We start from the raw sequence: 13,043 nt of genomic DNA, 5'->3' as shown, positions 1-13,043 counted from the left end.
AGGACACCGCCCTTTCACGGCGGTAACAGGGGTTCGAGTCCCCTAGGGGACGCCAATTTTTTACCCGCGTTTTGCGGGACTTATAAGGCTCATTCGATTATTGAATGGGCCTTTTGTTTTTTCCGCCCTCCCAAAAGCTGCCGCGGCGAACCCAGGCCGAAAATTCTGCTTGCCAATAAATATTATAAGCATAATATGTCGATCATAATATTCGAGGTGAGCCATGAGCGACAAAAAGAGCCAAACCCGCGAACGGATCCTCGAGGCTGCCCGCGCTGCGGTGATCCAGCAGGGGCCCGCCGAGCCAAGCGTCAGCCAGGTGATGGGCGCTGCCGGGTTGACCGTGGGGGGCTTCTACGCTCACTTCCAGAGCAAGGACGAGTTGATGCTCGAGGCGTTTCGTCAATTGCTCGATGAGCGTCGGGCCTTGCTGGCCCAGCTCGACCCGAACCTGGTGGGTACCGAGCGGCGGGCATTGGCTGCGGCGTTCTACCTGTCGCGCAAGCACCGTGACACTGAAGTGCAGGCTTGCCCCATCCCCAGCGCCCTGGGCGAGATGCAGCGCCTGCCGGATGCTTTCCGTGAGGTGCTGGGCGAGCACATCGAGCTGATGACCGCGCAAATGGTCGACCGCCCGGAAGACATCGACAAAGCGCTCGCCGACCTGGCCCTGATGATCGGTGGCTTGTCTTTGGCCCGTGCCCTGGGGCCTGGCGAGCTGTCCGACCGGATCCTGCGTGCTGCCAAATCGGCAGTGATCTGAACCCCCTGACCCCTGGAGCAAGGCGATGACCACCCTTAGCTGGATTCGCCGTGTCAACGGCACTCTCGGCCACTTGGCCCCCGAACATGTCGCCGGCAGGATGCACCGCGCCTTCATGAGCCCGCGCAATCTGCCGCCCAAACCGTGGGAGTTGCCACTGCTGGCCAAGGCCGAACGCATCACCCTGCGCTTTGGTCTGTCGGCATTGCGCTGGGGGCAGGGGCCGACCGTGCTGTTGCTGCATGGTTGGGAAGGGCGGCCGACCCAGTTTGCCGCGTTGATCGAAACCCTGGTCGACAGCGGGCACACCGTGGTGTCGCTGGACGGGCCGGGGCACGGCCGTTCGCCGGGTGAGAAGGCCAATGTGGTGTTGTTCGCCCGCGCCCTGCTGGAAGCGGCGGCCGAACTGCCGCCGTTGCGCGCCGTGATCGGCCATTCCATGGGTGGCGCCAGCCTGTTGCTGGCCCTGCAATGGGGGCTGCGCACCGATGCCGCGGTCAGTATCGCCGCGCCGGCGCAGCTGCTTGGGGTGTTGCGCGGTTTCGCCCGGCGGCTTGGCCTGCCGGCGCGCGCCCGGGCGGCGTTCATACGCCAGGTGGAGCGCGATGTCGGGGTGCAGATCAGCCGTCTCGATGTCAGTGGCTACCAGTTGGACATACCCGGGCTGGTGGTGCATGCCGAGGACGACAAGCTGGTTCTGGCCAGCGAAGCGCCGCTGATCCACAAGGCGTGGTTCGACAGCCGCCTGCTATTGCTCGAGGAGGGTGGCCACCTGCGGCTGCTGGCCGATCCACGCCTGGGCCAGGCCGTGCTGGAGCTGCTGGCGCGCAGCACCCAGCGCGCGCGGCAAAGCGCCTGAGCATCCGTTACACTCTGCCCGGTCACTGGAATCGCGGGAGCGGGCATGAGCTGGGATCTGGCAGCACCATTCATTATCGACCTTCGGGTCGGCAGCGAGGACATCGATGGCCTCGGCCACGCCAACAACGCCGTCTACGTCACCTGGCTGGAGCGTTGCGCCTGGCGCCATTCCCAGCGCCTGGGCCTGGACCTGGCCGAGTACCGGCGCCTGGACCGGGCCATGGCGGTGGTCCGCCATGAAATCGACTACCTCGCCGCCGCCTACGAAGACGACGAGTTGCAACTGGCCACCTGGATCATCGACTGGGACCAGCGCCTGCGCATGACCCGGCGTTTCCAGCTCAAGCGCCCGGGGGACGGTGTCACTTTGCTGCGCGCGCAGACCACCTTCGCCTGTATCGAGCTGTCCAGCGGCAAGCCGCGGCGCATGCCGGCGGAGTTCCTCGACGGTTACGGCCCGGCGCTGATCGGCAGCTGAACGGCGGCGGATTTTTGCTAGACTGCGGCCTTTTTCGCGGCGAGACCCTGACATGCAAATTGCCCTGGCCCCCATGGAGGGGCTGGTCGACAACATCCTGCGCGACGTCCTGACCCGGGTGGGCGGCATCGATTGGTGCGTCACCGAGTTCATTCGCGTCTGCGACCGCCTGCTGCCGGCGTCGTCGTTCGACAAGCTGGCTCCGGAGCTGCGCCAGGGCGCGCGCACGGCGGCAGGTGTGCCGATGCGCGTGCAGCTGCTTGGCTCCGACCCGGTGTGCCTGGCCGAGAATGCGGCCCTGGCCTGCGAGCTGGGCGCGCCGGTGATCGACCTGAACTTCGGCTGCCCGGCCAAGACCGTCAATAAGTCGCGGGGCGGGGCGGTGCTGCTCAAGGAGCCGGAATTACTGCATGCGATCCTGTGTGAGGTGCGCCGCGCGGTGCCGGCGCATATCCCGGTCACGGCCAAGATGCGCCTGGGCTACGACAGCCCCGATGGCGCGCTCGATTGTGCCCGGGCCTTGGCCGAGGGCGGCTCGGCGCACCTGGTGGTGCATGCGCGTACCAAGGTCGAGGGTTACAAGCCACCGGCCCATTGGGAATGGGTGGCGCGGGTGCAGGATGTGGTCAAGGTGCCGGTGTTCGCCAATGGCGAGATCTGGACCGTCGACGATTGGCGGCGCTGCCGTGAGGTCAGTGGAGCCGAGGACATCATGCTGGGGCGTGGGCTGGTGTCGCGCCCGGACCTGGCCCTGCAGATCGCCGCGGCCCGTGATGGCGTCGAGTACCAGCCGATGAGTTGGGAAGAGCTGCTGCCGCTGCTGCGCGAGTTCTGGCGCCAGGCCCAGGCCAAGCTGTCGCCGCGCTACGCGCCGGGACGGATGAAGCAGTGGCTGGCCATGCTGACCCGTGGCTACCCCGAGGCGGTGGCGTTGTTCGCCGAGTTGCGTCGGGAGGATGACTGCCAGCGGATCAGTGGCTTGCTGGGGGTGCAGATGCAGGCTGTCGAGGCATGTGTCGCCTGAGCTGGCTCTATCGCGGGGCAAGCCCGCTCCCGTGAAGCCATATGGCGATGAGTTTCACTCGATCGTGAATTTTTTCAGCCCAGCCCTTGAAAGCCTTTCGCCCGGACATATCTCTTGAGTACGCGATGCCGAAGTCGGGTCGCGTAATGACTTTACTTGCTGAATCTCAGGAGTTCATGACCATGACCACCGCTTTCTCTCTCGCACCTCTTTTCCGCAACTCTGTGGGTTTCGACCGTTTCAACGACCTGTTCGAAGCCGCCGCACGTAACGAGGCCGGTAGCAGCTACCCGCCCTACAACGTGGAAAAGCATGGCGATGATCAATACCGCATCGTGGTTGCCGCCGCCGGCTTCCAGGAACAGGATCTCGACCTGCAGGTTGAAAAAGGCGTCCTCACCGTTATCGGCGGCAAGCGCGACAACAGCAGCGAAGGCGTCACCTTCCTGCACCAGGGCATTGCCCAGCGCGCCTTCAAGCTGTCGTTCCGCCTGGCCGACCACATCGAGGTCAAGGGCGCTGGCCTGGCCAACGGCTTGCTCAGCATCGAGCTGCTGCGCGTGGTGCCGGAAGAGGCCAAGGCCAAGCGCATCCCGATCAATGGCGAAAAGCCTGCGCTGAACTGAGTTCGGCGGGATGAATGAAAGGGTACCTGCGGGTGCCCTTTCTGCTTTGCAGGCCCCTGTAGGAGCGGCCTTGTGTCGCGAAAGGGCCGCATGGCGGCCCCGGCGATATCAGCTTGATGCACGAATCCGGGGCGCTTCGCACCCCTTTCGCGACACCAGGCCGCTCCTGCAGGGGGCGCGTGGTTTTCAGTAATCCGCTGGTGTTTCCAGCAGCATCTGGCGGAACTCCGGCAGGGGTAATGGCCGGCTATGCAGGTAGCCCTGGTATAAATGGCAGCCCAGCCGCTCGAGGAATTCCAGCTGCTCGCTGAGCTCGACGCCCTCGGCGATCACCATCAGTTCCAGGCTGCGGGCCATGGCGACGATGGCGCGGACGATCTCGGCGTCGTTGGGGTCTACCGGGGCGTCGCGCACGAAGGTCTGGTCTATCTTCAGCGTGTCCACCGGCAGGCGCTTGAGGTAGGTCAGCGACGAATAACCGGTGCCGAAATCGTCCATGGCGAAGCTCACGCCGTAGCGCTTGAGTTCGCGCATCTTGCTGATGGTGTCTTCGAGGTTCTGGATGACGATGCCCTCGGTGATCTCCAGCTTGAGGATGTGCCGGGGCAGGCGGAAGTCGTCCAGGCTGCGCAGTACCCGCTCGACGAAGTCGTTCTGGCGAAATTGCCGTGGGCTGATGTTGACGCACAGGCTGAAGTCGTTGGCGTCGATCAAGCCGTCGGCCAGCATGCGCGCGCAGGCATCGCAAGCTTCGTCGAGGATCCAGCTGCCAACTTCGAGGATCAGGCCGCTTTCCTCGAGTACCTGGATAAACTGCGCCGGCGGTTGCTGGCCCAGTTGCGGGTGGTGCCAGCGCAGCAGCACCTCGGCGCCGACGATGCGGTTGTCGCGGGCGTCGACCTGGGGTTGGAAGTGCAGCGCCAGCTCGCCCCGGGCCAGGGCCAGGCGCAGGTCGCTCTCCATGCGCAGGCGCTCGCTGGCGGCCTTTTGCATGGTGGTGTGGAACAGCTGGGTAGTGTTGCGCCCGGAGTCCTTGGCCCGGTACAGGGCGATGTCGGCGCGCTTGAGCAGGTCGGCCGGGGTGGCGCCGTGGTCGGGGATCAGCGCCACGCCGATGCTCGGCGTCACCTGCAGGCGCTGGCCGTCCAGCGACATGGGCTCGGCCAGCAGCTCGCGCAGGGTGTCGGCTAGTTCCCGGACCTTGCCCTCCACCAGCTCGCGACTGCCTTCAAGACCACTGAGCAGCACCACGAACTCGTCGCCGCCCAGGCGCGCCACGGTGTCCTCCAGGCGCACGCTGGCCTCCAGGCGCGCGGTGATGATCTTCAGCACCGTGTCGCCCACTGGGTGGCCCAGCGAGTCGTTGATGTGCTTGAAGTGGTCAAGGTCGAGGAACAACAGCGCGCCGCGCAGGTTGTGGCGCTTGAGCAGGGCGATCTGCTGGCTCAGGCGGTCCATCAGCAGGGCGCGATTGGGCAGGTTGGTCAGCGGGTCATGGTAGGCCAAGTGGCGGATCTGCGCCTGGGCGTTCTTCAGCAGGCTGACATCGCGGGCGGTGAGCAGCAGGCAGTCGGTTTCGTTGAGGCTGATCGGCTCCACCGAGACTTCCACGGTGAGAATGTCGCCGCGCTTGTTGCGCCCGAGCATTTCCCGGTGGTGCACGCGGCCACGTTCGCGCAGTTCGTTGAGCAGGGCGCCGCGCTGCTTCTCGTCGGCCCAGATGCCGATCTCGTACACCGTGCGCCCGACCACCTCGGCGGCGCTGTAGCCGGTCAGGCGGCTGAACCCGTCGTTGACCTCCAGGTAGCGTCCGCTCTGGCGCTCGGTGATGGTGATGGCGTCGGGGCTGGAGTGGAAGGCCTTGGCGAATTTCTCCTCGCTGGCCTTAAGCGCGGCCTCGGCGCGCTGTTGCTGGGTGATGTCGCGCAGGGTGGTGACGCTGCAGGGCTGGCCATCGACGCTGATCAGGCGGCTGGAGATCACGCAGGTCAGGGGCGTGCCGTTGCGATGGTTGACTCCCACCGCCACGTTGCTCAGGGCCTGGTCGCGGATCACCCGTTCGATGCGCTGCGCGCGTTCAGCCGATTCGGCCCACAGGCTTAGCTCCTCGGCGGTGTGGCCGAGCACCTGTGCGGTGCTCCAGCCGAAGGTCTGGCTGAAGGCCGGATTGATCTCGATGAACTGGCCGGTGTCCTGGCGGGTCACGCAGATCGGGTCGGGGCTGACCTGGAACAGGCTGGCGAATTTCTCTTCCGAGGCGCTCAGGCGCTGCTCGCGCTCGACTTGTTCGGTGATGTCGAGCAGGGTGCCGGCCATGCGCAGCGGATTGCCCTGGTCATCGCGGTACAGCCGCGCGCGGCTTTCGATATAGCGTGAGGCGCCGTTGTCCAGTTGCACCTGGTAGGTGATCTGGTAGTTGCCGGCGGGCCCTTCACGCAGGCTGCGGTAAGCCTGGCGCATGGCGTTGCGCTCCTGTTCGGGCACGCCTTCGAAGAACGCCTCGAACGATTCGTGGAACGGCACCGGGTCCAGGCCGTGCAGTTGGGCGGCGCGGGCGGAGCCGTAGAGCATGCCGCTGGGGATGTGCCAGTCCCAGGTGCCCAGTTGGGCCGAGTCCAGGGCCAGGTCGAGGCGCTCCTGGCTGTCCTTGAGCGCTTGTTCGGCGCGCTTGTGCTCGCTGGTGTCGACGAAGGTGCTGATCAAGTAGGTGACCCCCTCCATCTCGATGCCCTGGGTGCAGAGGATGCCGTCGTGGATCTTGCCGCTGGTGGCGCGGAACTGCACCTCCAGGGTCAACGGGCCGCTGCCGGCACGGGTGGCGTCCAGCACCTGGTGGCGTTGCTCGGGGTTGACCCACAGGCCCAGTTCCAGGCTGGTCTTGCCGACCACCTGGGCCCCTGGCCAGCCGAACATGTGCTCGAAGTGCTGGTTGACCTCGATGATCAGGCCGTCGTGACGGCGGGTTAGGAGGATGGCGTTGGGGCTCAGATGAAACAGCGTGGCGAAGCGCTTTTCCGAGTTGATCAGCGCGGTTTCCCGCTCGCGCTGGCGAGTGATCTCGCGGATTACCCCGATCATCTGCGGCCGGCCATTGGCGTCGTGGGTCAGGCTGCCGTTGATCTCCAGCCAGTGCATGCTGCCGTCGGGCCACTGGATGCGATGGCGCATGGCCTGCTCGATCGGTTCGCCGTTGACCACCGCCTGGAACGCCTGGCGGGTGCGGGCGCGATCTTCCTCGGGCAGCAGGTCGAGGTAGTCGATGTCGTTGGGCAACGGGCGTTGCGGGTCGAAACCGAACAGCGCCTGGGTGCCGCGTGACCAACTGACCCGACCGCTCTCGATGTCCCACAGCCAGGCGCCCAGGCGGGCGCCGTTGAGCGCGGCGAGCAATTGTGGCGCGTTCTGCCAGGCCTGCTCCGATTCCTGGGGGTCGGCCGCCGGAATGCGGGGTAGGCGCGCAAAGCGGTTTGCTGATTTGGGCATCGGTACCAGACCTTTGGCGAATGAAGCTTCCCTGTAGCGCTGACGACCGGTCAGGCGGACCCTGCGTGGCTGTCGAGCAGTGCCATGAAGGCCCTGGCCGCGTTCGACAGCGTACGCTCCGTGTGCAGAATGTAGCCTAGCTGGCGCGACAGCTGTATGCCCGGCAGGGCGATGGGCGCCACCTGTTCGTCGAGCATGGTGCGCGGCAGCACGCTCCAGGCCAGGCCGATGGAAACCATCATCTTGATGGTTTCCAGGTAGTTGGTGCTCATGGCGATGTTCGGCGCCAGGCCCTGGCTTTCGAACAACCGCTGAACGATATGGTGGGTGAAGGTGTTGCCGCCGGGGAAGACCGCCGGGTGGCGGGCCACATCGGCCAGGCTCACGCTGGCGTTGCTGGCCAGCGGATGCTCGGGCGAGGCGACGAAATCCAGGGCGTCGTCCCATACCGGCACGGCGCGCACCAGGTGGTGTGGCTCGGGCGCCAGGGTAATCACGGCAATCTCGGCGCGGCCATGCAGCACTTCGTCGTAGGCCGCCTCGGAGTCGAGGAACTCGATGTCCAGCGCCACCGCCGGGTACTGGCGGGTAAAGGCGCGCAGCAGCGGTGGCAGGCGGTGCAGGCCGATATGGTGGCTGGTGGCGAGGGTCAGGCGACCGCTCACCGCCCCGCTGAGGTTGGTCAGCGCGCGGCGCGTATCGTCGAGCACATTGAGGATCTGGTAGGCGCGGGGCAGCAGGGCGCGACCGGCCTCGGTCAGGGTCACCTCGCGGCCTAGGCGGTCGAACAGGCGCACGTCCAGTTGCTGCTCGAGCCCAGCGATGCGCTTGCTGATGGCCGGCTGGGTCAGGTGCAGGCGTTCGCCGGCGCCAGAGAAACTGCCGGTTTCGGCGATGGCGATGAAGGCGCTGAGGTTGGCCAGGTCCATCTATTTAAATTCCTGATGGTTATGCAAAGCATGAAAATTATGAATTTGAGTTATTCAATCTATCGCCATAGCATCGTCCGTACAAGCCAAGGGGTCTTTGGCATAGAAAGACGCTGATGAGGAACAGTCTGATGGCTGGCAAAACGCTCTACGACAAACTCTGGGAAGCTCATGAGGTCAAGCGCCGCGATGACGGCTCTTCCTTGATCTACATCGATCGCCACATCATCCACGAAGTGACCTCGCCCCAGGCGTTCGAAGGCCTGCGTCTGGCCGGGCGCAAGCCTTGGCGCATCGATGCCAACATCGCCACCCCCGACCACAACGTGCCGACCACGCCAGAGCGCAAGGGCGGCATCGAGGCCATCGTCGACCAAGTGTCGCGCCTGCAGGTGCAGACCCTCGACGAGAACTGTGACGAATATGGCATCGTCGAATTCAAGATGAATGACGAGCGTCAGGGCATCGTCCACGTCATCAGCCCGGAGCAGGGCGCCACCTTGCCGGGCATGACCGTGGTCTGTGGCGACTCGCACACCTCCACCCACGGCGCGTTCGGCGCCCTGGCCCATGGCATCGGCACCTCCGAGGTCGAGCACGTGCTCGCCACCCAGTGCCTGGTGGCCAAGAAAATGAAGAACATGCTGGTGCGCGTCGAAGGCCAGTTGCCCGACGGCGTCACCGCCAAGGACATCGTCCTTGCCGTGATCGGCAAGATCGGCACCGCCGGGGGCAATGGCCATGCCATGGAATTCGCCGGCAGCGCCATCCGTGAGCTGTCGATGGAAGGCCGCATGACCATCTGCAACATGTCCATCGAGGCCGGCGCGCGTGTCGGCCTGGTGGCCACCGATGCGACCACCGTTGCCTATGTCGAGGGGCGTCCCTATGCGCCCAAGGGCGAGCAATGGACGCGCGCGGTAGAGGCCTGGAAAGACCTGGTGTCTGACGCGGATGCGGTGTTCGACACCGTTGTCGAGCTGGATGCCGCGCAGATCAAGCCGCAAGTCAGCTGGGGCACCTCGCCCGAGATGGTGCTTGCGGTGGACCAGCGTGTGCCGGACCCGGCCGCCGAGGCCGACCTGATCAAGCGTGGCTCGATCGAGCGGGCGTTGAAATACATGGGCTTGAGCGCCAACCAGGCGATCACTGATATCAAGCTCGACCGCGTGTTCATCGGTTCGTGCACCAACTCGCGTATCGAGGACCTGCGCGCCGCCGCCGAGATCGCCAAGGGCCGCAAGGTTGCCGCCAGTGTCAAGCAAGCCATCGTCGTGCCGGGCTCGGGCCTGGTCAAGGCCCAGGCCGAGCGCGAAGGGTTGGACAAGATCTTCCTCGAGGCTGGTTTCGAGTGGCGTGAGCCTGGCTGCTCGATGTGCCTGGCGATGAACCCGGACCGCCTGGAGAGCGGCGAGCATTGCGCGTCCACCTCCAACCGCAACTTCGAGGGTCGCCAGGGCGCCGGTGGCCGTACCCACCTGGTCAGCCCGGCCATGGCCGCCGCCGCCGCGGTGACCGGCCACTTCATCGACGTCCGCGAGTTGATCCAAGGGAGCGCAGCATGAAAGCCTTTACTCAGCACACCGGTCTTGTAGCGCCATTGGATCGTGCCAACGTCGACACTGACCAGATCATTCCCAAGCAGTTTCTCAAGTCGATCAAGCGCACCGGCTTCGGCCCCAACCTGTTCGATGAGTGGCGCTACCTGGACGTGGGCCAGCCCTACCAGGACAACAGCAAACGCCCGTTGAACCAGGAGTTCGTGCTCAACCACGCCCGTTATCAGGGGGCCAGCGTTTTGCTGGCCCGTGAGAACTTCGGTTGCGGCTCAAGCCGTGAGCATGCCCCATGGGCGCTGGATGAATACGGCTTCCGTAGCGTGATCGCGCCGAGCTTTGCCGACATTTTCTTCAACAACAGCTTCAAGAACGGCCTGTTGCCGATCATTCTCGACGCCGCTGAAGTCGATGAGCTGTTCAAGCAGGTCGAGGCCAACCCGGGGTACCAGCTGACCATCGACCTCGAGGCCCAGGCGGTGACCCGCCCGGACGGCAAGGTGCTGAAGTTCGAGATCGATGCCTTCCGCAAGCATTGCTTGCTCAACGGCCTTGATGATATTGGCCTGACCCTGCAGGACAGCGCGGCGATCAAGGCGTTCGAAGGGCGCCACCGCGCCAGCCAGCCTTGGTTGTTCCGCGATTGATCGCCGGTGGCGGCGGGCTTGTTTCGCGTTAAGACCCATTGGACACTGAGTTTTCCGGCGCGCCCGTAGGGCGCGCCGCTTGATTGGATAGAGGAACGCATGAGCAAGCAGATTCTGATTCTCCCTGGTGATGGCATCGGCCCGGAAATCATGGCCGAGGCGGTCAAGGTGCTGGAGCTGGCCAACGACAAGTTCCAGCTCGGTTTCACCTTGGCCCATGACGTGATCGGCGGCGCCGCCATCGACAAGCACGGCGTGCCGCTGGCCGACGAAACCCTGGAACGCGCACGCCAGGCCGACGCGGTACTGCTGGGCGCCGTGGGCGGGCCGAAATGGGACAAGATCGAACGTGACATCCGTCCCGAGCGCGGCCTGCTGAAGATCCGCTCGCAACTGGGGCTGTTCGCCAACCTGCGTCCGGCCATCCTCTATCCGCAACTGGCCGATGCCTCGTCGCTTAAGCCCGAGATCGTCTCTGGCCTGGATATCCTCATCGTCCGCGAGCTGACTGGCGGCATCTACTTCGGTGCCCCGCGTGGCCAGCGCGAGCTCGACAACGGCGAGCGCCAGGCTTACGACACCCTGCCATACAGCGAAAGCGAAGTGCGCCGCATCGCCCGTGTCGGCTTCGACATGGCCCGTGTGCGCGGCAAGAAACTGTGTTCGGTGGACAAGGCCAACGTGCTGGCCTCCAGCCAGTTGTGGCGCGAAGTGGTCGAGGACGTGGCCAAGGATTACCCGGATGTCGAGCTGAGCCATATGTACGTCGACAACGCCGCCATGCAGTTGGTGCGCGCGCCCAAGCAGTTCGACGTGATGGTCACCGACAACATGTTCGGCGACATTCTGTCGGATGAGGCTTCCATGCTCACCGGTTCCATCGGCATGCTGCCGTCGGCGTCGCTGGATGCCAACAACAAGGGCATGTACGAGCCGTGCCACGGTTCGGCGCCGGACATCGCCGGGCAGGGTATCGCCAACCCACTGGCGACCATCCTCTCGGTGTCGATGATGCTGCGCTACAGCTTCAACCAGGCGGCCGCCGCCGAGGCGATCGAGCAGGCCGTGAGCCGTGTGCTGGACCAGGGCCTGCGCACTGGCGACATCTTCTCCGAGGGCTGTCGCAAGGTGGGCACGCAGGAAATGGGCGACGCAGTAGTCGCAGCGCTGCGGAATCTGTAATCTCTCTGGCCCGCCACCAAAAACTCCCGGTGGCGGCCCACTTTTAGCAAAGGTGTAGTTGCGATGAAACGTGTAGGTCTGATCGGTTGGCGTGGAATGGTCGGTTCCGTGCTCATGCAGCGGATGCTCGAAGAGCAGGACTTCGACCTGATCGAACCGGTGTTCTTCACCACCTCCAACGTCGGTGGCCAAGGCCCGAACGTGGGCAAGGATACTGGCCCGCTCAAGGACGCCTACAGCATCGACGAGCTCAAGACCCTCGACGTGATCCTGACCTGCCAGGGCGGCGACTACACCAACGAAGTGTTCCCCAAGCTGCGCGAAGCCGGCTGGCAGGGTTACTGGATCGACGCCGCTTCGTCCCTGCGCATGCAGGATGACGCGGTGATCATCCTCGACCCGGTCAACCGCAAGGTCATCGACCAGCAGTTGGATGCGGGCACCAAGAACTACATCGGCGGCAATTGCACTGTCAGCCTGATGCTGATGGGGCTGGGTGGGCTGTTCGAAGCCGGCCTGGTCGAGTGGATGAGCGCCATGACCTACCAGGCGGCCTCCGGTGCCGGCGCGCAGAACATGCGTGAGCTGATCCGCCAGATGGGCGGTATCAATGCCGCTGTCGCCGATGACCTGGCCAATCCGGCCAGCGCCATCCTCGACATCGACCGCAAGGTCGCCGAGGCCATGCGTGGCGAAGCGTTCCCGACTGAAAACTTCGGCGTGCCACTGGCCGGCAGCCTGATTCCGTGGATCGACAAGGAGTTGCCGAACGGGCAGAGCCGTGAAGAGTGGAAGGCCCAGGCCGAGACCAACAAGATTCTCGGTCGCTTCAAGAACCCGGTGCCGGTGGATGGTATCTGCGTGCGCATCGGCGCCATGCGTTGCCACAGCCAGGCGCTGACCATCAAGCTGAACAAGGACGTGCCGCTGGCTGATATCGAGGGCATGATCAGCCAGCACAACCCTTGGGTGAAGTTGGTACCTAACCAGCGTGATATCAGCATGCAGGAGCTGAGCCCGACCAAGGTGACCGGGACCCTGAACGTGCCGGTCGGGCGGTTGCGCAAGCTGAACATGGGGTCGCAGTATCTCGGTGCCTTTACCGTTGGCGACCAGTTGCTGTGGGGGGCTGCCGAGCCGCTGCGGCGTATGCTGCGGATTTTGCTGGAGCGGTGACCTGGGTGGTTTGAGTTGGGATTTTGAAGAACCCGTATTGCGAGAGTGATGCGGGTTTTTTTATGGGTGTCAGATTCGTTGTTTGTTGTTTGTTGTTTGTTGTTTGTTGTTTGTTGTTTGTTGTTTGTTTTGATTATTTTATTCGCATTCATTTGCGATGTTGACGCATAGTCACCTTTCCGCCCTTACGGCGGGTTACTTTGGTCTTGGCCAAAGTAACCAAAGCCGCTGCGCTCCATTCATCCGGCCCTACGCTTCGCTCCGGGTTCCCTCACTGCGGCCTTGCTCCCGGGAGGACCGCGCTGTAGGGCCCATCCT

The 13,043-nt window shown here is 64.4% G+C and carries 11 protein-coding genes; 9 read left to right on the top strand and 2 right to left on the bottom strand.

All coding sequences use genetic code 11. The annotated features are described in order from the left end of the window. Window positions 1–223 precede the first annotated feature (223 nt). The 5 genes from ACODS5_RS24230 (at window position 224) to ACODS5_RS24210 (ending at window position 3,752) form a co-directional block, all read left to right on the top strand. Complete coding sequence (locus tag ACODS5_RS24230) at window positions 224–763, top strand: TetR/AcrR family transcriptional regulator (RefSeq protein ID WP_134693302.1); 540 nt, start codon at window positions 224–226, stop codon at window positions 761–763. A gap of 25 nt (window positions 764–788) precedes the next feature. After that, entirely contained in the window at window positions 789–1,622 is an 834-nt protein-coding gene (locus ACODS5_RS24225) for an alpha/beta fold hydrolase (protein ID WP_489109845.1), read from the top strand. Window positions 1,623–1,667: 45 nt separating this feature from the next. After that, on the top strand, window positions 1,668–2,102 hold the full coding sequence (locus tag ACODS5_RS24220; RefSeq protein ID WP_134693300.1) for an acyl-CoA thioesterase: 435 nt from the start codon (window positions 1,668–1,670) through the stop codon (window positions 2,100–2,102). Between the two features lie 52 nt (window positions 2,103–2,154). After that, window positions 2,155–3,126: a tRNA dihydrouridine synthase gene (locus tag ACODS5_RS24215; protein ID WP_134693299.1), complete on the top strand. Its 972-nt coding sequence runs from the start codon at window positions 2,155–2,157 to the stop codon at window positions 3,124–3,126. Between the two features lie 182 nt (window positions 3,127–3,308). Further along, the gene (locus ACODS5_RS24210) at window positions 3,309–3,752 is read left to right on the top strand and encodes an Hsp20 family protein (RefSeq protein ID WP_134693298.1); all 444 of its coding nucleotides are present in this window, start codon (window positions 3,309–3,311) and stop codon (window positions 3,750–3,752) included. 186 nt (window positions 3,753–3,938) lie between these two features. Here the strand turns inward: ACODS5_RS24210 and ACODS5_RS24205 are convergent, their stop codons facing one another. Together ACODS5_RS24205 and ACODS5_RS24200 are read right to left on the bottom strand one after the other, a co-directional pair. Next, the gene (locus ACODS5_RS24205) at window positions 3,939–7,235 is read right to left on the bottom strand and encodes a PAS domain S-box protein (protein WP_489109844.1); all 3,297 of its coding nucleotides are present in this window, start codon (window positions 7,233–7,235) and stop codon (window positions 3,939–3,941) included. 50 nt (window positions 7,236–7,285) lie between these two features. Continuing rightward, window positions 7,286–8,164 carry a LysR family transcriptional regulator gene (locus tag ACODS5_RS24200; RefSeq protein ID WP_134693296.1) on the bottom strand — a complete coding sequence of 293 codons (879 nt, stop codon included), beginning with the start codon at window positions 8,162–8,164 and terminating at the stop codon, window positions 7,286–7,288. A 131-nt stretch (window positions 8,165–8,295) separates the two neighbouring features. On the opposite strand from ACODS5_RS24200, the gene leuC reads away from it, so the two are divergent. The 4 genes from leuC (at window position 8,296) to asd (ending at window position 12,725) form a co-directional block, all read left to right on the top strand. Further along, window positions 8,296–9,729, top strand: coding sequence for a 3-isopropylmalate dehydratase large subunit (gene leuC, locus ACODS5_RS24195; protein ID WP_134693295.1), 1,434 nt, complete (start codon window positions 8,296–8,298; stop codon window positions 9,727–9,729). Further along, window positions 9,726–10,367, top strand: a complete 642-nt coding sequence (gene leuD / locus ACODS5_RS24190; RefSeq protein ID WP_134693294.1) for a 3-isopropylmalate dehydratase small subunit — start codon at window positions 9,726–9,728, stop codon at window positions 10,365–10,367. The genes leuC and leuD overlap by 4 nt, the downstream gene beginning before the upstream one ends. Before the next feature lie 99 nt (window positions 10,368–10,466). Continuing rightward, window positions 10,467–11,549: a 3-isopropylmalate dehydrogenase gene (gene leuB / locus ACODS5_RS24185; protein ID WP_489109843.1), complete on the top strand. Its 1,083-nt coding sequence runs from the start codon at window positions 10,467–10,469 to the stop codon at window positions 11,547–11,549. Window positions 11,550–11,612: 63 nt separating this feature from the next. Continuing rightward, the gene (gene asd, locus ACODS5_RS24180) at window positions 11,613–12,725 is read left to right on the top strand and encodes an aspartate-semialdehyde dehydrogenase (protein WP_134693292.1); all 1,113 of its coding nucleotides are present in this window, start codon (window positions 11,613–11,615) and stop codon (window positions 12,723–12,725) included. Window positions 12,726–13,043: the final 318 nt, after the last annotated feature.

The organism is Pseudomonas sp. FG47 (assembly GCF_057809115.1).
The sequence above is the reverse complement of the archived record's forward strand: the minus strand, read 5'-3'. Positions and strand labels throughout refer to the sequence as shown.